At 70.1% G+C, this 18,392-nt stretch carries 19 protein-coding genes; 1 reads left to right on the plus strand and 18 read right to left on the minus strand.

Translation table 11 applies throughout. The annotated features are described in order from the left end of the window. Positions 1-3: 3 nt before the first annotated feature. The 3 genes from BWI15_RS09605 to eccCa are packed head-to-tail and all read right to left on the minus strand — an operon-like array spanning position 4 to position 5,498. Positions 4-1,050 (minus strand): DUF6177 family protein, encoded by a 1,047-nt coding sequence (locus BWI15_RS09605; protein ID WP_077013990.1) that lies wholly within the window; start codon positions 1,048-1,050, stop codon positions 4-6. Continuing rightward, positions 1,043-1,477: a hypothetical protein gene (locus tag BWI15_RS09610; RefSeq protein ID WP_077013991.1), complete on the minus strand. Its 435-nt coding sequence runs from the start codon at positions 1,475-1,477 to the stop codon at positions 1,043-1,045. The genes BWI15_RS09605 and BWI15_RS09610 overlap by 8 nt, the downstream gene beginning before the upstream one ends. Before the next feature lies 1 nt (position 1,478). Next, complete coding sequence (gene eccCa, locus BWI15_RS09615; protein WP_077013992.1) at positions 1,479-5,498, minus strand: type VII secretion protein EccCa; 4,020 nt, start codon at positions 5,496-5,498, stop codon at positions 1,479-1,481. A 101-nt stretch (positions 5,499-5,599) separates the two neighbouring features. Here eccCa and BWI15_RS09620 point away from each other — a divergent pair, with 101 nt between their 5' ends. Then, a complete protein-coding gene (locus BWI15_RS09620) occupies positions 5,600-6,487 on the plus strand; it encodes a hypothetical protein (protein WP_077013993.1) in 888 nt (295 codons plus the stop codon). Between the two features lie 10 nt (positions 6,488-6,497). On the opposite strand, the gene BWI15_RS09625 is transcribed toward BWI15_RS09620, so the two are convergent. The 15 genes from BWI15_RS09625 to BWI15_RS09695 form a co-directional block, all read right to left on the minus strand. Next, entirely contained in the window at positions 6,498-7,025 is a 528-nt protein-coding gene (locus BWI15_RS09625) for a hypothetical protein (protein WP_077013994.1), read from the minus strand. Between the two features lie 36 nt (positions 7,026-7,061). Next, complete coding sequence (locus BWI15_RS09630) at positions 7,062-7,376, minus strand: hypothetical protein (RefSeq protein WP_077013995.1); 315 nt, start codon at positions 7,374-7,376, stop codon at positions 7,062-7,064. 1 nt (position 7,377) lies between these two features. Continuing rightward, positions 7,378-7,902: a hypothetical protein gene (locus BWI15_RS09635; RefSeq protein ID WP_077013996.1), complete on the minus strand. Its 525-nt coding sequence runs from the start codon at positions 7,900-7,902 to the stop codon at positions 7,378-7,380. A 256-nt stretch (positions 7,903-8,158) separates the two neighbouring features. Then, entirely contained in the window at positions 8,159-8,716 is a 558-nt protein-coding gene (locus BWI15_RS09640) for a hypothetical protein (protein WP_143465461.1), read from the minus strand. Then, positions 8,709-9,332 (minus strand): HD domain-containing protein, encoded by a 624-nt coding sequence (locus tag BWI15_RS09645; RefSeq protein WP_077013998.1) that lies wholly within the window; start codon positions 9,330-9,332, stop codon positions 8,709-8,711. Before BWI15_RS09645 ends, BWI15_RS09640 begins: the two co-directional genes overlap by 8 nt. Continuing rightward, positions 9,329-9,595: a hypothetical protein gene (locus BWI15_RS09650; RefSeq protein WP_143465462.1), complete on the minus strand. Its 267-nt coding sequence runs from the start codon at positions 9,593-9,595 to the stop codon at positions 9,329-9,331. Before BWI15_RS09650 ends, BWI15_RS09645 begins: the two co-directional genes overlap by 4 nt. A 39-nt stretch (positions 9,596-9,634) precedes the next feature. Continuing rightward, on the minus strand, positions 9,635-9,964 hold the full coding sequence (locus tag BWI15_RS09655) for a hypothetical protein (RefSeq protein WP_077014000.1): 330 nt from the start codon (positions 9,962-9,964) through the stop codon (positions 9,635-9,637). After that, positions 9,957-10,238 (minus strand): hypothetical protein, encoded by a 282-nt coding sequence (locus BWI15_RS09660; RefSeq protein WP_143465463.1) that lies wholly within the window; start codon positions 10,236-10,238, stop codon positions 9,957-9,959. The genes BWI15_RS09655 and BWI15_RS09660 overlap by 8 nt, the downstream gene beginning before the upstream one ends. Positions 10,239-10,457: 219 nt before the next feature. Further along, on the minus strand, positions 10,458-10,781 hold the full coding sequence (locus BWI15_RS09665; protein WP_077014002.1) for a hypothetical protein: 324 nt from the start codon (positions 10,779-10,781) through the stop codon (positions 10,458-10,460). Next, positions 10,778-11,308 carry a hypothetical protein gene (locus BWI15_RS09670; protein ID WP_077014003.1) on the minus strand — a complete coding sequence of 177 codons (531 nt, stop codon included), beginning with the start codon at positions 11,306-11,308 and terminating at the stop codon, positions 10,778-10,780. The genes BWI15_RS09665 and BWI15_RS09670 overlap by 4 nt, the downstream gene beginning before the upstream one ends. Then, complete coding sequence (locus BWI15_RS09675) at positions 11,302-16,548, minus strand: toxin glutamine deamidase domain-containing protein (protein WP_077014004.1); 5,247 nt, start codon at positions 16,546-16,548, stop codon at positions 11,302-11,304. The genes BWI15_RS09670 and BWI15_RS09675 overlap by 7 nt, the downstream gene beginning before the upstream one ends. An 18-nt stretch (positions 16,549-16,566) precedes the next feature. Continuing rightward, positions 16,567-16,980 carry a DUF6507 family protein gene (locus BWI15_RS09680; RefSeq protein WP_077014005.1) on the minus strand — a complete coding sequence of 138 codons (414 nt, stop codon included), beginning with the start codon at positions 16,978-16,980 and terminating at the stop codon, positions 16,567-16,569. Between the two features lie 144 nt (positions 16,981-17,124). Then, on the minus strand, positions 17,125-17,433 hold the full coding sequence (locus tag BWI15_RS09685; protein ID WP_077014006.1) for a hypothetical protein: 309 nt from the start codon (positions 17,431-17,433) through the stop codon (positions 17,125-17,127). 19 nt (positions 17,434-17,452) lie between these two features. Further along, positions 17,453-17,773, minus strand: coding sequence for a hypothetical protein (locus tag BWI15_RS09690; RefSeq protein ID WP_077014007.1), 321 nt, complete (start codon positions 17,771-17,773; stop codon positions 17,453-17,455). Positions 17,774-17,906: 133 nt separating this feature from the next. Then, positions 17,907-18,254, minus strand: coding sequence for a hypothetical protein (locus BWI15_RS09695; RefSeq protein ID WP_077014008.1), 348 nt, complete (start codon positions 18,252-18,254; stop codon positions 17,907-17,909). Positions 18,255-18,392 lie beyond the last annotated feature (138 nt).

Below are 18,392 nucleotides of genomic sequence, written 5' to 3' on the forward strand. Positions count from 1 at the left end.
GGTTCAGCCGCGTACCGGCGCCCCCGGCGGCACCAGCCGGCCGAGCAGCGCGCTGTAGATGTTCCAGTCCAGCTGGTTCTTGCCGTCGCCGATCGGGTACCACACCGCCGGTGTGGCGGACGGGCCGATCTTGACCGGCGTGATCTCGGCGACGCCGGTCAGGTCCAGCGCCTTCTCCGCGCCGGTGCCGCGCAGCGCCTCGTTGCCGACCGCCATCGCCATCGGAGCCGGTACGCCGGTCCAGTGCGGGATCGCGTTGGTGTCGGTCCCGTTGCCGCGGGCGCCCTGGGCGAAGAACGAGACCAGCGTGAACGCGTTGGCCAGCCGCTCCCCCACCTTGCGGACGTCGTCCTGGGTCGGCAGCCCGTCCGGCGTGGAGACGGCCATCGTGATGACCTCCTCGAGCCCGGCCGGGCGGCGGTGGATCTCGACCGCACCGGCCGCACTGAGCCCGGCGCTGCCACCGCTGACCGACAACCAGGTCGGCTTCGGTGCGCGCCGCCGGCAGTACGCCGTGAGCTGGCCGACGTTCCAGGGCTGGGTCACCGGCTCGGCCGTGCCCCAGCCGGCCGGCTTGACGCCGGTCAGGTCGGTGAACAGCTGCTCGGCGGCCTTGCCGACCACCGTCGTCTCCAGCGCCTGGTAGCGGACGCGGGCGGTGATCATCAGCTGCCAGGGCAGCTCCAGCTCCACCGCGGCGAAGGTCGGGCTCATGTCGACCTTGTCCTGCTCGCCGGCGGCGACCGCAGCGAACATCTGGCCGTCCCAGTGCAGCTTCGAGCCGCCCAGGCCGTCGTACGCGCCCTCGCCGTTCGGCTCGGTCACCACCCAGCGCGACTCGTAGCCGCTGAACAGGGTGGCCCGGGCGTTGAAGGTGAGCTGTGTGGTCGCCGGGGTGACCAGCTGCAAGCCGAGGCCGGCCGACTCCGCGGCCGCGAGCGCGTCCACCAGCCAGGCGGACATGCCGACCACCGGGCGGTCCTGCATGATCACGACGACCTTGTCGGTCCGGATGTCGATCGCCGGACTGAGCTCGATCGGGTTAGGCATTCTGGCCTCCAGCGCCGTGCGGGGCGGCGGACGTCTCGGCAGCGGGGGTCTGCGGGGCGGGCGGGTCGAACGGCGGCGGCGCCGGCTTCCAGACCCGGCCGCCGAGGCGCTCGACCAGCTTCTCGGCGTACCGGTCGGCGAGCTCCGGGGCGCCGTCCTGCGGCTTGGCCCGGACCTCCATCCACCACACCGGAGTCTCCGTGCCGGCCAGCTCCGGACCGAGCAGCCGCTCGACCTCACCGGGGACCTGGATCAGGATCGGCGCCTCCAGCGAGGCCAGCGGAACCCCCTCCGGGTCGCACAGCTGCAGCACCGCGCCGTCGGAGACCTCACGCACCAGCCAGTCCGGTCCCGCGGCCATCATGCCGGCGAGCACGTCCTGGTACGACGGCCTGCCGTCGATCAGTGCCACCACGTCGTAGCTCACTTCACTCCGCCTTCTCGTCGGCGGCGGACGTGGTTCCGTCCGCCAGTGCGGTCTGGATCAGGGAGGGGCGTTCGCCCCGCCGGACGAACAACCCACGGCCGGGCGGGTAGTTGCCCGGGGCGGCGCCGGTGAACAGCGCGCCCTCGCTCTTGTCTCCCGACAGCACCAGGCCGGCGGTGCCGGACTCCATCACGGTGGTCAGGAACGGTTCGTACAGCGCGCGACCGGCGCCGGCGGCCCGGCGGGCGATCACGAAGTGCAGGCTGATGTCGCGGCCGGAGGCGATGTAGGGCAGGAACGGGTCCATCGGCGCCTGGCCACCACTGGTGAGCAGGTCGTAGTCGTCGGCGACGACGATCACCTTCGGCCCGTCCACCGGCGGCGGGGCAGCGTCGCTGAGGTCGTCCGGCAGCCGCTTCTCCAGCTCGCCGGCCACTCCCCCGGCCAGCCCGGCGCCGACCCGGCCGCTGGTCGCGTAGCCGCCCAGGTACTTGTCCGGCAGGAACCCGCGCAGACCGCGCCGCGGGTCCATCACCGCGAACACGATCTCGTCCGAGGTGTACCGGTCGGTGAGCTGCTCCATGATCAGCTTCAGCAGGTTGGTCTTGCCCGACGCCGTGTCGCCGAAGATCACCAGGTTGCCGTCACGCTCGAACAGGTCGAGCAGGACCGGCGCCATCGCGGTCTCGTCCAGACCGATCGGCACCCGGACCGGCTCCTGCTGCGGACCGGGCATCGTCGACCGCTCGAGCCGGTGCGGCAGCACCCGGACCGGCGGCGCGACCGGCCCCTGCCAGGCCGAGCTCAGCGCCAGCGCCTGACCCTGCATCGCATCGGTCAGGTCGTCGTCCTGCAGCAGGCTGTCCACTCGCGGCAAGGCGAGCTGGGCGAACAGCTTGTTGCGCGGCGTCAGCACCCGGCCCGGCCCGGCGTTGCGCATGGTCTCCTGCAGCCGGCGGTCGATGTTGGAGTCCGACGGGTCGTTCAGCCGCAGCTCCAGCACCGTGCCGAACAAGGTCTGGGTGGCCATCCGGACGTCGCTCCAGCGCAACATCGCGGTGACCATGTGGATGCCGTAGCTGCTACCCCGCTGGACCAGATCCGCGATCGGTTCCTCCAGCTCGTCGAACGTGGTCTTGATCGCGCCGTAGTTGTCCAGCACCAGCACCACGTCGGCGACCGGCAGCTCCGGCACCTCACCGGCGGCGTGCATCGCGCGCAGCCGTTCCATCGTGTCGATGCCGCGGTCGCGGAAGACGATCTCGCGCTGGTCGAGCATGCCGCGGACCTCTTCCAGCGTCCGCCGGATCTTCTCCCGGTCGGTCCGGATCGCGACGCCACCGACGTGCGGCAGGTCGGCCAGCGGCTGCAGACCACCACCCGCGAGGTCGATCGCGTAGATCGCGACCTCCTTCGGCGTGTAGCTGTGCGCCAGGGAGGTGACCAGCGTGCGCAGGAACGTCGTCTTGCCCGACGACGGGCCGCCGATCAGCGCGCAGTGACCACCCGTGTGGGTCAGGTCGAGGCGGAACACGCTCTGGCTCTGCTTGCGCGGATCGTCGATCACACCGATCGCCGGCGCCATCGGCGGACTCGGTACGGCGTACTGGAGACCGCGGGCCGCGGTCAGGTCGATCGGGCCGCCGACCTGGTCCAGCGTGCAGACCTTCGGCAGCGGCGGCAGCCACACCTGCGGGACCGGCGTAGCGGCCGGCTTGACCTGCTCGACGAACACGCCGAGCACGGTCGGTCCGGTGGTGCGTTCGGTCGAGTCGTCCTTGTCGTCCTTCTTCTCGTCCTCGGCCGCCAGCTTCGCCAGGTCCGGCTGCTGGTACGGCGTGACCAGGTACGGGCGAACCGCCGGGCCGTCCTTGTCCTTGTCCTGGTCGGGCACCACGCGGCCCTTGTACGGCCCGGACACGTACGCCGCGCGGAACCGCTGGTACACGCTGGTGTCGACCTTCAGGTACCCGAAGCCGGGCAGCGGCGGCAGGTGGAACGCGTCCTCGGTGTCGAGCACGGTTCGGCTCTCCTCCTCGGAGAACGTGCGCAGACCGAGCCGGTAGGACAGGTAGGTCTCCAGGCCGCGCAGCTTGCCCGCCTCGACCCGCTGACTGGCCAGCAGCAGGTGGACACCGATCGACCGGCCGATCCGGCCGATCGACAGGAACAGATCGATGAAGTCCGGCCGCGCGGTGAGCAGCTCGCCGAACTCGTCGATCAGCACGAACAGGTGCGGGAACGGCTTCATCTCCGGCCGCTGCTGGCGCAGCAGTCGGTAGTCGGTGATGTTGGCGACGTTCCCGGCGTCCTTCAGCATCTGCTGGCGGCGCTGCACCTCACCGGCGAGGCTGGCGTAGGCGCGCTCGGTCAGGCTCGGGTCGTCGACCAGGTTGGTGATGATGCCGGCCACATGCGGCACACCGTCGAACGGCGCGAACGTCGCACCACCCTTGTAGTCGATCAGCACCATCGCCAGGTCCTCCGGCGAGTGCGTGGCGAGCAGGCCCATCACCAGCGTGCGCAGGACCTCGGACTTGCCGGAACCGGTCGCACCGATGCACAGACCGTGCGGCCCCATACCGAGCTGGGCCGACTCCTTCAGGTCCAGTACGACGGGCTGGCCGTGGCTGTCCAGGCCGAGCGGCACCCGGAGGAACGCCCGCTCGTGCCGCGGCACCCACATCCGCTCCAGGTCGAGATCACCCGGGTCCTCGATGTGCAGCAGGCTCATGAAGTCGACGGTCTTCAGCGACGCGTCCTCCTCGAGCGACTCCTCCGACAGCCGCAGCGGCGCCAGCGAGCGAGCCAGGCCTTCTGCGGTCGCCAGTGGGGTGTCGTCGAGCTGCCCCTCGGCGGTCAGGTAGCCACCGCCGCGCAGGTCCTCGACCAGGACACGGCCCTCGTGCACAGTGATCCGGATGGCGACGTTGCTCGGCTCCTGCATCCGGTCCTGGACCAGGTGCAGCACGGTCACGCCTACCTCGCCGATGCTCAGCGTGGGGTCGGCCGGGACAACTTCGGTCGCCACGTCACCGTACGTGTCGTGCAGCACGAGCATGCGCTGGATCATCCGGCGCTGGTCCTTGCCGAGCGAGCCGCGGCGGGCCTCGCTGGCCAGCGTGACACGGGCGGCGACGTCGTCGCGGATCAGCTCGGCCAGGTCACCCGGCTTCGCCGCGACCCGGCGGAACGGGTGCGGCCCTTCCCGGCGTTCCGGGTCGACGGTGTGCGGGAGCCAGCCGACCCACTGCCACTGGTCGAGCGCACTGGCCGGGAAGCTGGCGGCCATCTCGAGGTCGTCCGGCGCGTGGAACACCGCCGCCTGCAGCAGCAGCGCCCGCGCGATCCGTACGACGCCGTCGCGGTCGCCGACGATGCTGACGTTGCCGGCCAGGTCCAGCGGGATGGTCAGCGGCATGTCCGGCATCAGCGCGAACCGGCGGGCCAGCGCTTCGGCCTCGGCCAGCATGAACGGGTCCGGCGGGTCCATCATCGAGCCCGACTGCGCCAGCGTCGCCGGAACCACGGGCATCCGCCCGGTCGCGCAGCGCACCAGCAGGAAGTCGGGGTCGCTGCGCCGCCGTTCCCACAGCCGGGCCGGGTCGCGGACGCAGTCCACCAGGGCGTCGGCCGGCGGGTTCAGCGCGAGCGCGGTCTTGCGGGTCTGGCGCTCCATCTTGCCGAACTCCTCGCGCAGCCGCTCGAGGTAGTCCAGGTACCGGTTGCGCTGGTCACGGCTCTCCTTGCCGGAGCGGCCGCGCTGGGAGAACATCATCCCGAACGTGCCGATCACCGTCAGCGCCAGCACCCCGACGCCGATCACCGCGGACGTACCGGTCCGCATCGTGCTCATCATCCCGACCGAGCCGAGCACACCGACCGCCGGCATCAGCGCCTGCGCCGCGTTGCCGCCGGCCTTGCCTCGTGCGCCGGGCGGCGGGGTCTCGATCACCCGCGGCTGCCCGGTGTCGATACTCCGGGTGCTCCGCGCCGGGCGGTGCACGAGTCGTGTCGACACTGTCTCTCCTCAGCTGGGCCCGACCGGCCCCTCGACTGCACGACATGAACGCCTCAGATGGCATGCTGCACCGGACTCTAGTGGAGGGGCGGCTCATACCGATGACCGAGACACCGTTCGACCCGCGGCAGGTGCTGGACCTGGTCGCCGACCTGCTGCCCGTCCTGCTGCCGGACGCCGAGCTGGACCCGGCGGGGCCGATCGTCAAGCTGCGCTGGAGTCGCGGCGGTCTGGTGTCCAGCGCCGAGGTCGGCCTGACCGAGCTCGTCGATCGATGCCGCCAGCAACCGAATCACCTGTGGCCGCGCACCGTCGACGACTGGCTGCGCGCGGTCGTCGACGAGATCGGCGTCGCCACCGACGAGCACCTGTACGGCGCCGTCGCCGAACGCCAGCGGGTCACGCTGCGCCCGCAGGGCTGGTCGGCGGCGTACGACAGCGTGCTGGCCGGCCTCAGCGTCCCGTTCGGCCGGTACTTCGAGATCGTCTTCGGCATCCAGAGCGGCCCGGACTGGCACCGCCTCACCCAGGTCCGCCGGGTCATGCACGGCCTCCACCTGCCCGGCAGCCCGTCCGGCCTGGAGATCACCCTGAACGGCCTCGCGGGCCTGACCCTACAGGAAGTCCCCGGCACCCCGTGGCGCCGCTTCATCCGGCCCGGCGACCAGACCGTCGGCCTGGCTTTGGTCGACCACGAAAAGCTCCTCCCCAACGGCGGCAAGGGGCGCGGCTCACTGCTCGCCCTGCCCTCCACCGACCAGTTGGTCCTCTGTCCCGTCGACCGCAAGCAGGACATGCAGGCCCGCGTCGACGAGTTCGCCCACTGGGTCGCCAAGGCCCACGCCGACGCGGCCGACCCCTGCTCCCCGGGTGTCTACTGGCTGGTCGGCGAACTGCTCGCCGAACTCCCGGTCGACCTCGGCGTCACCCCGTCGGTCACGTTGCCGAAGGCCCTCAAATCCCCGTTCTGGCGCCGTCGCCGTACCTGACTCGCCCCGCTCAGCTGCGCTCGCCGTCCAACGCATCCAGCGACGCCCCATCGATCGGCACCGGCTCCAGCGCAGCCCGCTCGGCCAGGGTGCGGATCGGGTAGGTCCCGTACCCCAACTCGATCTGCCGGCCACCCACCGTGTACGCGCCACCACGCTCGAACAGCGCGACGAGCGGCTCGTACGGGTCGTCCAACTCCGGGAACCGCTGCCGGGGCAGACCACCGAGCCCGGCCCACCGCACGATCGCCAGCGCCATCGCGGGCGGCACCGGGAACGACTCCGCCGACGACGTGTCGAGCTGAAGCTTCTCGACCAGCGTCGGATCCACCTCGGAACCGGGATCCAGCACGGCAGCCAAATCAACGAACGGCCACTGGTCCTCGACCCCCAACGCCTGCGACCACAGCGCCGTACGGCGAAGGAACTCCCGAGTCAACCTGAACCGGGACCGCTGCCGCGCGAACGCCTCGTCCTCGTCGAAGACGACGGCCCGCAACCGATCGGCCATCCGTTCGGCCGCCGCAGTGTCGGACATCGGCCCACTCTCCCTCTCCCGATCGAGACGGTCTCCTCAAAACGGCGAAGCCTGCGGCGGCTCCGGCTGAACCAACCCGTCCCGCTCAGCCCGCGCGGCCTCAAGGGCACCCTCGTGCGTCTCGTACGCCGGCGAGTACGGCCGGACAACTCCCGCGCCCACCAGATACAGCTGATTCGACTGTCCACCGGCAGGCGCCATCACCAGAAACTCCTCCCGCCGACCCACCTGCCAATCCACGAACGACTTCGCCGTGTACTCCGGACCGTCCCCGCCGGCCCGCGCATTCCACCACGCCGCCAGCAACTCGTGCGCCTGCGCCAGCTCGTCCTCACCGATCTCGTCGCTCATCTCAGCTCTCCTCGTCCAACGCATCCAACGTCGCTTCATCGATCGGCGCGGGCTCCAGCGCTGCCCGCGCGGCCATGTCGCCAATCGTGAAAGAGCCGTAGCCGAGCTCGATCAGGCCATTTCCCACCGTGAAGGCACCACCGCGCTCGAACAGCGCGATCAGCGGCTCGTACGGATCGTCCAACTCCGGGAACCGCTGCCGAGGCAGATCGCCCAACGCAGCCCAACGCACGATGTTCACCGCCACCCCAGGCGGCACCGGGTTCGTCCCTGCGGTCGCCGGATCCAGCTGAAGCTTCTCGACCAGAACCGGATCAACCACCACCTCCGGATCCAGCACCTCGGCCAGATCGAAGAACGGCCAGCGCGCCGTCACACCCAGAGACTGTCCCCACAGCGCCGTACGCCGCAAGAACTCCCGGGTCAGCCGGAAACGAGACCGCTGCGCATCGAACGCCAGGTCGTTGTTCCAGCTGACGGCCAGCAGCCGATCGGCCATCCGTTCGGCCGCGGCGGTGTCGGTCATCGGGCCACTCTCTCTTTCCGATCGGGAACGGCGCTCAGGTTCTCCTCAAAACGGCGAAGAGTGCGGCCGGGCGCACCCAGGTACAGCTGGTTCGACTGTCTACCAGCCGACGCCATCACCAGAAGCTCCTCCCGGCGACCCACCTGCCAGCCACGAACGACTCCGCCGTGTACTCCGGACCATCCCCGCCGGCCCGCGCGTTCCACCACGCCGCCAGCAACCCGCCAGCTCGTCCTCACCGATCTCATCGTTCATCTCAGCTCGCCTCATCCAACGCATCCAGAGTCGGCTCATCGATCGGCAGCGGCTCCAGCTCAGCCCGCTCGGCCAGCTTCCCGACCGGGAACGCCCCGTACCCCAGCTCCAGAAACCCGTTGTACTGCAGGTAGCCGCCACTGCGCTCGAACATCAGCAGCAACGGCTCGTACGGGTCGTCCAACTCCGGGAACCGCTGCCTCGGCAAGTCCCCCAGCGCCGCCCAGCACACCATCGGGTAGACGATCTCCCGCCGGAGCGGAAACTCACCGCGGGTCCCGGAGTCGAAGTCGATCTTCTCCTCGATCAACGCGGCATCCAGCGCCAGATCCGGTGCCAGCGCCTTCGCCAGGTCCGAGTGCGGCCACCTGTCCTCGGCACCGAGCGCCAACGCCCACCGTGCCGTACGCCGCAAGAACTCGTGGACCAGCCGGCCCCGGGACTCGCGCTGCTCGTAGGCCTTCTCGTCGTTGTACCGGACGACCGCCAGCCGTTCGACCATCCGCTCAGCGGCGGCGATGTCCACGACCGGCATATCCTGCTCGATGCCTTCAGGCATCGCGGGTTTCCTCCTGGTCGTCGTCGGCCAGCCGGCTGAAGTGCTGCTGCCACTCGTCGAACAATGGCACGAACTGCGGCGCCCCGACCGTCAACGGCACGATCTGCCGCACCGTCTCCGCGTAGTACCGGCGTTGCTTGTCCGGCCTCGGGTGGGTGTCGAGCGCCTGCACGTTGCTGTAGCGGTCGGACAGCTTCACCAGCAGGACGTCCGGCTCCGCGTTCTCGAACGACCGCAAGTACGCCGTCCGGACGGCCGCGGGATCCTCGCCGTCGCGGGGCTCGGGCTTGGTGACAGCCGCGACGAGGTCCGCGGTCCGCGACCCGAAGCGGTCCCGGATCTGCTCCACCGTGCCGGACGTGTCCTCCGCGACGTCATGCAGCAGGACGGCGGCCAGGACGTCGGGATCGGTCGCCCCGCCGGCCTCGACCGCGACCTGGAGCGCCTGCAGCAGATGCTCGACGTACGGCTCACCGGCCGGGCGAACCTGATCACCGTGCCAGTCCGCCGCCGCCCGGTAGACCTCGGCCAGGTGCTCGACGGTCCCGGCCGGCAGGCGGTCGCGCAGCGGCTGGTCGGCGTCGGTCCACGTCCGCCACGCGTCGAAGACCTTCACGCGGTACCCCGATCTCCTTCAGCAGCGAGCATCGCGCGGTACTCGTCCCAGGACGGCAGCCGCGACGGCGGTTCCGTCGGCGACACCTCGCGGGTCACCAGCTGGGCCGGGATCCGCGCCTCGTCGAGCGCCTCGAACGCGCCCTCGACGGCCGCCTCGAAGCTCGCCCGGTCCGGGTAGGTGCGCCCGTCGATGACGGCCACCGCCTTCCAACGGTCCCCGGCCCTGACCTGGACGACGCTCAGGTCCACGGCATCAGCCATTGTCCAGCCCCTCGCTCGGCGATCTGACTGACGGTGCTGTCAGTCGTCGTCGTCATAATCATCGTCGTCCGGCTCCTCGGGGCGGCGGGTCGCGCCGGCTGCCTTCAGGGCCTTCGCCTCGGCCAGGGCATCCTCGTACGACTCCCAACCCGGCGACTCGTAGATCATCGGGTCGCTGACCAGGAAGCTCTGGTTGGTGAAACCGTCGGGCGAGACGAAGATCAGCCAGTCCTCGAAGGGATGGACCTGGTAGCTCTTGAAGTCGGCCGCGGTGTAGCGCCGCATCCCCTCGGGCAAATCCTCGTTGTGATACTCGGCCAGGCGCGCGCACGCGCGGTCCAGAACGTCCTGCTCGATGCCCTCAGGCATTGCGGGTTTCCTCCTGGTCGACGTCTGCTTTCGTGGCGAGCATCCCCTTGTAGTCCTCCCAGAACGGCAGCTGCGACGGCGGTTCGTCCGGCCTGATCTCCTCGCGCTGCAACTGCGCCGGGATGCCCGCGTCATCGAGCGAGTCGAACGCGTCCAACACCGCCGCGTCGAAGGCCGCCCGGTCGGGGTATCGGCGGCCGTCGATCACCGCCACCGCCTCCCACCGGTCGTTGCGCCGAACCTGGACCACGCTTTGCATCAAGCGGTCAGCCATTGCTCAGCCCTCGGTTCTCGGTACAACGCACGAGCGGCCTCGATCGCCTCGGTGCAGTCCCCCAGCGTGGTACGGCGTACACCATCTGATCGCCGACCAGATCCGGCGCCTTCGCGAGCGACCGCATATTCCCTCGCGAACCTCGACGGGGCGAAGGTCGAAGAACCGCCAGCAACCGATTGATCATCGGCTCAGCAGCGGCCAGGTCCGTCGCCGGTGTCAATCGCCCCAGGTGATAGCTGGACCCGGACGCTCCGGCGGTTCGGTGCCGTCACGTTCGGCACGCGCCTCACCGGCCGCGGACTCCAGCGTGTGGGTCGTCAGTGCAAACGGCTTCACCAGCCCTTCCTGCACCAGGTACGACTGGTTCGTGTATCCACCGGCCGAGGTGAAGACCAGGAACTCGTCGTACGACGTGACCTCCCATTGGTCGAAGTAGGAGGCGTCCAGGCGCATGCTCGGGTCCAGCGCCCGGGCGTTGCTCCAAGCGGCCAGGGTCTCCTGGGCCGCAGCCCGCCGCTCGGGATCGACCGTCTCGGTCATACCAGTTCCTTCCGGTCCAGTTCGTCCAGGGCCGCGGGATCGATCGGTCGTGGCTCCAGCGCGGCCCGGTCCGCGACGGTCCGGATCTGGAACTCGCCGTAGCCGAGCTCCATCGCGCCGTTGTGCTCGATGAAGGCGCCGTCGCGTTCGAGCAGCAACACGAGGGGTTCGAACGGATCGTCCAGGTCGGGGAATCGCTGTTTCGGCAGCTGGCCCGCCGCGGCCCATTGCAGGATCGGGTACGACACGGTCGGGCGGACGGGGAACTCACCGTTTGCTGTCGCAGCGAAGACCTTTTCCGCCAGAGCCGGGTCCACCGCCAGCGACGGCTCGATCGCCTTCGCCAGATCCGGATGCGGCCAGCCCTCCGTCAGGTCGAGCGCCTGCATCCACACGGCGGTCCGGCGCAGGTACTCGCGGGCCAACCGCAGCCGCGACCGTTGCCGGCGGTAGGCCCCGGCGTCGTCGTACCGGACAGCCGCCAGCCGGTCGGCCATCTGCTCGGCGGCAGTCACGTCGTTCACCATCCCATTCCCTCCTTCGCTGCGCGGACGACGTCGTCCAGGTTGGACAGGTCGGCGGCGATACCGCCAGGTGGCGGCGTCAGGTCGAGGAAGCTGCCCCAGTGACGCAGCAGGTCGGCCTCTGCCCACGACTGCAGCGGCCTGGGCGACACGAGGTGTGCGCGAGCGGCTCCACGAGTTGCGAGTCGACCGCCGTCCTCGTCCCACGCCGACGGGTGCGCCGAGTCGTACGGTACCCCGGACTCCATCAACCTGGCCTCGACGTACTCGTGCGCGACCAGACTGCGGAGTTCGTTGACCTCGTTCGGCGTCAACGACTTGCCGTCGAGCACCTTCTGCCACAGGCCGGCGACATGGCCGAGCGGGGTGAAATTGCCATGCCGAAGATCACCCGGTCCGACCGCGACGTCATGCGTCCGGACGAACAGATGCTCCTTGACCAGCGCGACCATGTCCGGGTCGACACCGGTGAGTTCCGCGACCCGCGGCACGTCGTGCGTCGCCGTCCGCGCCTGACGATAGGTCTCCGCGTGCTCCGGGGAGTCCGGGGCCTCGACGAACTCGTCGCTCTGCGGCGGACCCGCCTCGAACCGGTCCTTGGCGAACGGATCGGAGTCGCCGGGCGCCTGCTGGTCGGACGAGCCGTACCCGTCGGACGCCGAGGACTGGTCACCGTGCTCTCCGGGCGGATCCTGCCGGACGTCCTCCCGCGGATCCCGGGGGCCGTCCTCCCGCATGAAGTCTTCCCGCGGGTCCCGAGGACGCTCCTCCGGCCGCTGCATGAAGTCCTCCCGCGGATCCCGCACGGGCGCGGGCCGCTCAGGATTCAGTGCGTTGTCGATCCGGTTCGGATCGTGCGGAGCCGGCGGACCGTCGGGGTGCAACGTGTTCTCGATCCGGTTCGGATCACGCGGCACCGGCGGACCGTCCGGGTGCAGGCGCTGATCAACCGAAGGTCCGTCGCCGGGACGATCCTGCATGAACTCCTCCCGCGGATCCCGCACACGAGGAGCCGGCGGACCGTCGGGGTGCAGCGCGTTCTCGATCCGGTTCGGATCACGCGGCTCATGCGGAGCTGGCGGACCATCAGGATGCAACGCGTTCTCGATCCGGTTCGGATCACGCGGCGCATGCGGAGCCGGCCGACCATCCGGATGCAAACGTGCGTCGAGGTCACCTGGGTTCCGTGGCGCGTTCGGCTGGTCGTGCATCGGCCGTGCGTCCTGCGGCGGCGGCGGACCATCCCGCCGGGTCGACGGATCGGGAGCCCTGTCGTGCGCCGACGGCACCTGGTCGCCCGGCCCATGCTCCTGGTGCGGCGTAGACGGCTGCGCAGGCTGGTGAGCTGGCTGGTGCTGAGCCGGCCCATGCTCCTGGTGTGGCGCAGACGGCTGCTGCTGGTGCTGAGCCGGGCCATGCTGCTGATGCGGCGCAGACGGCTGCTGGTGTTGCGCAGGCTGGTGCGGGCCCGGCTGCTGCTGGTGCTGGTGCTGAGCCGGCCCGTGCTCCTGATGCGGCGCAGACGGCTGCTGATGCTGAGCCGGCGCCTGCTGGTGTTGCACAGGCTGGTGCTGAGCCGACTGCTGGTGCTGAGCGGGCCCCTGCTGCTGATGCTGAGCCTGCGGCTGCTGGTGTTGCACAGGCTGGTGCTGAGCCGGCTGCTGCTGGTGCTGAGCCGGCTGCTGCTGCGGTGCATGCTGCTGGTGCTGCGCAGGCGGGTGTTGCGGAGAGTGCTGCGGCTGCGGCGGGTTCTGGTGTTGAGCCGGCGGATGTGGCGGCGCCGGCGGGGCGTTGGGCGGCAGGGGGTGCTGCTGGGCCGGCGGGTGCGTGGGCATCGGCGGAGCGTTGGGCGGCAGCGGGTGCTGATTAGTGGCGGCAGGAGGAACGTTCGGAGTTTCCACGCGGAAGCCGTTGACGTTTTCCACCTTCATGCTCGGGGCGAGCGGGGACTCCCAATCGCCGCCGGGTCGGCGGACCATTGCCTCGAGCTTGGTGAACGTACCCGTGTACGGCGGGACGTCGCTGATCGTTCCGGTCTGCATGTCGGCCCAGCGGACAACGCCGTCGGTATCGACGAAGGCGTTGAACCAGTGCCCACCGGGGCCGTCCCACTTGCCGCCGATGATCGCGGCAGTACCTGGCGGCTGACCTTCGAGCGCCTGGCGGATCTGCTGGTACGCGCCGTCGGTGTACTCCTTCGAGTTCTTCGCGCCGGGGACGTGGATGCCCTCCGGACGCACGCCCGTGTACTCGTGCATCTCCGGGTACTCACCGGGCGGCACCCTGCCGTCGGCGTTGGCGAGCCGGGGCTCCTTGCCCTGGAGGGTGTCGACGAACGCCCGGGAGTTGTCGCCGCAGTTGTTGGTCACCGACGGGTGCTGCGTGTGGAAATGCGGGTTGCCGTCGGTGATCCAGCGCCGCACGTTCTTCAGCGGGTTCGCGCCCACCTTGGCCTTGAACCGCTGCAGCAGGCTTCCGTCGGGGTCGTATGTGTTGTACCGGCCGGGCTCGGCGTCGTGCCGGTGCTGGCCGGGGTGCCCCGTCATCGGCTGCTGCGGCGGCTGCGGCGGCTGCTGCTGGTTGGGGTTTTGCTGGTTCGGGTTGTGCTGGTTCGCGTTTTGCTGGTTCGGCTGGTGCTGGTTGTTCGGCTGGCTGGGAGTCGTGCCGTGCGGCGTGTCCGGTCCATTGCCGCCGGACCGGCCGTGACCAGCGCCGATGTGGGGTGCAACGACCGGTGGGACCGCGTCGCCGGTGTGCGGCGTCGTGGCGTCCGGGGCGCGCGAGGTCGACCCATCCGGGGTGTGGGTCCGCGGCGCGTCCGGCGCGTGGTGCGCGGCGGGAGCGTCCGGCGTCCGCGTGTGCGGTGCGTCGGGGGTGTGCGGCGCGTCCGGGGTGTTGGTCCGCGGCACGTCGGGGGTGTGCGGAGCATCCGGGGTGTGAGTGCGCGGTGCGTCGGGCGTGTGGGTCCGCGGTACGTCGGGCGTGTGCGGCGCATCCGGAGTGTTGGTCCGCGGCACGTCCGGCGTGCGCGGGGCGTCCGGGGTGTGCGGCGCATCTGGAGTCCGGGTGTGCGGCGCGTCCGGCGTGTGCGTCCGCGGAGCGTCCGGCGTGTGGGTGCGCGGGACGTCGGGGGTGTGCGGCGCATCGGGCGTCCGCGGGGCGTCCGGGGTGTTGGTCCGCGGTGCGTCCGGCGTGGTCTGACCGTCGGCGCGGGTGGTCGACGGGCTGTCTCCACGGGAGGTCGGTGAGTCCGCGTGCGAGGTGTTCGGGCTGTCGCCCCGCGACGTGGGTGCGTCGGCATGCGAGGTGTTCGGGCTGTCCCCACGCGACGTGGGCGCGTCGGCATGAGACGTGTTGGGGCTGTCCCCACGCGACGTGGGCGCGTCGGCATGAGACGTGTTGGGGCTGTCCCCACCACGAGACGTCGGCGCATCCGCGTGCGACGTGTTCGGACTATCCCCACGAGATGCCGGCGCATCGCCGCGCGTCGGCGTCGGACCGTCCGGGTTCGACGCCGGGCTGTCGCTCCGGGAGGTCGGCGCATCGTTGCGCGTGCCGCTCGGGCTGTCGGTGTGCGTCGCCGGGCTCTCGTTGCGCGACCCCGGGCTGTCCGTACGCGGCGCGTCCGAATTCGACGTCGAGCTGTCCGCCCGCGACGGGCTGTCCGTGTTGTTCGCCGGGGCGTCGTTCGTCGGCCCGTCCTGGCGGCCCGTCGGAGAGTCCGTGTGGCTCGGCGAGTCCGTGCGAGTCGCAGGAGCGTCCTGGTTCCCGCCAGACGAACTGTCCGAGTCTCCACTTGAAGAGCTGTCCGAGCCTCGGCCCGTCGGCGCGTCCGAGTTTCCTCCGGTCGGCGAGTTCGGGCTGTCCGAGCGGCCGCCGGACGGGAAGTCCGAGCCGCTGGAGGAACTGCTGGAGGTGGACGTCGAACCGGAGTTGTGCGAACCGGATCCTACCGAGACCGGCGTGTGGTCGCCGCTCGGGACGTCGACGCCGCCGGTGTGCGGCAGGCTGACCCTCGAGGTCGGGATGTCCAGGCCGCTGAACTTCGCCATGCCGCCGATCACCGGGGCGTTGCCGACCTTGATCACCAGGTCGGAGACCTTCGGCAGCTTCAGCGCGGTGTTCACCGCGAGCTGGCCGGGGCGCAGCTTGCCGGCGATGTCGACCACGACATCGGCGCCCTTGGCAACCTTCGCGGCAGCCGAGCCGTACTTACCGGCGATCGCCGTCGCACGCACCGCGCCACCCGCACCACCGGTACCGATCGTGGTGATCACGTTGAAGCCGACCTGGCCGAGCGCGCGACCGGGGTCCTCGCCCCACATGTCCCACGCAACCATGCCCTTCAGCACGGTCAGACCGACGTTGTCCAGGTACGCCGCGGTCTCGGGGAACATGGCGTGCATCAGCAGGTTCGCGCCGGGGACCGCCCACATCGCGGCGGAGGCGAGCGTCAGGCCGACGCCCTTCCAGGCGTTGCCGGCGTCGCTCCAGCCCTTCAGCTCGTAGCCGAAGATGCTGTTCACGCCGAGCGACTTCAGCAGCGGCTGGATCGGGATCAGCGTGGTCAGCGCGTCCAGCGTGCCGAGCAGGCCGTCGACGAAGATGCCCTTGAGCACACCGCCGGCGAAGTCAACCGCGTCCTCGTACCACGGGGCGTCGTATTCCAGCGGCTTGCCCCACGCCGGGTCCTTCTCCTCCTCGCCGTTGTCCTCCGGCGGCTTCTCGCCCTGCCGCAGGCCGCTGTCCTCCCACTTCTTGCCGCCGTAGAGGTCGACGATCTTGTTCGCGCACCGGCGCTCGGCGGCGCTGATCGCGTCGAGGTGACCCTGCAGGTCCTTGTGGAGCTGGTTCTCCTCCTTGACCCAGTCCTCGTTGTCGTCGATCTCGTCCTCGGGGGTGTCGCCGACCTTGGCCTTCCAGGCGTCGGCCCGGGTCCGGACCGACGCGAGGCCGGTCTTGTGCTGGCTGACCTCGGAGACGAACGTGTGCAGCGCCGAACCGATCGTGCCCAGGTTCGGGCCGAACAGTTCACCCTCTTTCTTGACCGGCTCCATCGCCCGCGCCAGCAGATGGGTCTCCGGACCCTTGGCGTAGTTGGTGTTGATGTTCTGCCGGAACCTGCGCTCGAGGTTCACACCGATCGTGGTGATCTCGGTGCCGACCGCGGTCAGGTCGTTGGCCGCCTGGGTGACCTGCTCCAGGTTGCCTTCGAACTTCGGGATGCCTTCGGGCTTGATCATCTGTTCGTGTCCCCGGGATCAGACGGCGCGGGTGGTGGACGACGGCTGCGGCTGCTGCTCTGCTCGCGCGGCGGCGGCCGCGTTCCGGATCACCTGACGAGGATCGACGCCCTCGGTCAACTGGATGCCGCGCTGGGCGGCCAGAGCCATCTCCTGCTGGCCGTTGGCCAGGGCGGTGAGCGCGGCGGCGGTGCCCTGCATCACGTCACCGGTGTGCTTGACCATGCCGGGCAGCGAGTCCTTCCACTTCTCCACGAACTCGCTGATCGCGATGCCGATCGGGCCGCCCTTGCCGTTCAGCGAGGCTTGCGTGCCGGCCGTGGTCAGGCCGTTGCTGAGCTTCGTGCCGATGGCCTCGAAGGCCTTCGCGTCGGTCTGCATCCCCTGCAGGTCCGCCATCGCCGCCGCTGCTTCAACAGTCCAGTTGACCATGCCTCTACCTCTCGCCGCCCCACGCAGGGCTCACCCGTGAAACTCTCGTCCGAACGCGATCCAGCCGTCGTGCCCCGACGGCACCCCGGACGACCAGCGCGCGGCACCGCGCGCCGGCCGTGGGCCTGCTGACTACCCGATCGATCAGGTGTTGCCGATGTCCGTCACGGCCTTCGACGCGGCCTTGAACGCGGTGTCCGCGTGGGTGTCGAACTCGGCCAGCGTGCTCGCCAGCGACTTGATGATGTTCTGCACCTCGGTGGCGGCGGCGTTGAACTTCGCCTCGACCGCGCCGTACTCGTCCAGCACCTTGGTCATCGTCGCGTCGCCGCGCATGGCCTTCACGTTCGCCTGGTGCTGGGCGATCAGCGACTCGATCTGCGCGGACAGGCTCTTGATCGCCGCCTGGGTCTCGCCGCTGGCGCCGCTGTCGTAGCTGTTGCGGTTGCTCATCTGTCTGTGTCTCCCCGTATCAGCGCTTGTTGAACTTGGCGCCGTCGAAGTTCGCCGCACCTTCGGACTTCTTGGCGGCCTGGGCCATCTCGCTCATACCGGTCTGGGTGGCGGCGTCCATGCCCTGCTGACCCTTGTTGATCGCGGCCAGGCCGGCGTTCAGGTCTGCGGCGATGCCGTCGACGCGGCTCTTGAAGGACATGAAGGCGTCGTGCCCGCTACCGCGGAGCTTGCCCTCCAGCGGCTGAGCGGCCGCGGCCAGGCGCTTGACCAGACCGCCGAGGTCCTGGGTCTTGCCGCCCGTCTTCTTGGCCAGGGTGCCGAGGGTGTCCTTACCCATGTCCCAACGCTGTCCACTCACAACTGCTATCCCTCCGAAGTGATGGTGCCGGCTGCCGACTCCCCACCATAGACGCGGCCGGGGTCGCGTCCGGTTCCCTGCCGGCGGCCGGAATCGTGGTGGGAAAGGTGGTTCAGGACCGCGGCGGCGTCGGCGGCGCCGGGGTTCGGCTCGACACCGGAGTGCCGGTCGGCGACGGCGTACCGGTCGGCGAACTGCTCGGGTCACCGCCCACCGTGGAACTGGGGCTCGGGGCAACGGGTCCGTTGCCCGGCCCTTTGCCCCGGGAGTCCTGGATGAACGAGTAACCCACGCAGCCGGCGCAGATCACCGCGGCGACCGCCACGCTGGCGAACAGCTTGGTGATGCCCTCGTCGAGCGTCTTGCGCGAACGGGCAGCACCGAACAGCCACGCCTCCCGCAACCGCCGGCGCCGGACCGCCACCGACTCGATCAGCTGGGAGTCGTACTGCCGTGACACGTGTTCCCCTTCGGTCCGCCACCTGGTTCGCGCCTAATCTAAACGCTCAGAGGTTCTCCGCGCCGACCGGCCCGCACCGTTGCGGCAGCACGCAAAAGTGAGCGCGCCAGTACGTTCGTACCGGCGCGCTCACCCGTG

Source organism: Kribbella sp. ALI-6-A (genome assembly GCF_001984195.1).
Lineage (GTDB): Bacteria > Actinomycetota > Actinomycetes > Propionibacteriales > Kribbellaceae > Kribbella.

Coding starts and splice junctions, on each gene's coding strand:
- BWI15_RS09605 (WP_077013990.1), bottom strand. CDS start 1,050: ATGCCTAACCCGATCGAGCTCAGTCCGGCGATCGACATCCGGACCGAC.
- BWI15_RS09620 (WP_077013993.1), top strand. CDS start 5,600: ATGACCGAGACACCGTTCGACCCGCGGCAGGTGCTGGACCTGGTCGCC.
- BWI15_RS09625 (WP_077013994.1), bottom strand. CDS start 7,025: ATGTCCGACACTGCGGCGGCCGAACGGATGGCCGATCGGTTGCGGGCC.
- BWI15_RS09630 (WP_077013995.1), bottom strand. CDS start 7,376: ATGAGCGACGAGATCGGTGAGGACGAGCTGGCGCAGGCGCACGAGTTG.
- BWI15_RS09635 (WP_077013996.1), bottom strand. CDS start 7,902: ATGACCGACACCGCCGCGGCCGAACGGATGGCCGATCGGCTGCTGGCC.
- BWI15_RS09640 (WP_143465461.1), bottom strand. CDS start 8,716: ATGCCTGAAGGCATCGAGCAGGATATGCCGGTCGTGGACATCGCCGCC.
- BWI15_RS09650 (WP_143465462.1), bottom strand. CDS start 9,595: ATGGCTGATGCCGTGGACCTGAGCGTCGTCCAGGTCAGGGCCGGGGAC.
- BWI15_RS09655 (WP_077014000.1), bottom strand. CDS start 9,964: ATGCCTGAGGGCATCGAGCAGGACGTTCTGGACCGCGCGTGCGCGCGC.
- BWI15_RS09660 (WP_143465463.1), bottom strand. CDS start 10,238: ATGGCTGACCGCTTGATGCAAAGCGTGGTCCAGGTTCGGCGCAACGAC.
- BWI15_RS09665 (WP_077014002.1), bottom strand. CDS start 10,781: ATGACCGAGACGGTCGATCCCGAGCGGCGGGCTGCGGCCCAGGAGACC.
- BWI15_RS09670 (WP_077014003.1), bottom strand. CDS start 11,308: ATGGTGAACGACGTGACTGCCGCCGAGCAGATGGCCGACCGGCTGGCG.
- BWI15_RS09675 (WP_077014004.1), bottom strand. CDS start 16,548: ATGATCAAGCCCGAAGGCATCCCGAAGTTCGAAGGCAACCTGGAGCAG.
- BWI15_RS09680 (WP_077014005.1), bottom strand. CDS start 16,980: ATGGTCAACTGGACTGTTGAAGCAGCGGCGGCGATGGCGGACCTGCAG.
- BWI15_RS09685 (WP_077014006.1), bottom strand. CDS start 17,433: ATGAGCAACCGCAACAGCTACGACAGCGGCGCCAGCGGCGAGACCCAG.
- BWI15_RS09690 (WP_077014007.1), bottom strand. CDS start 17,773: ATGGGTAAGGACACCCTCGGCACCCTGGCCAAGAAGACGGGCGGCAAG.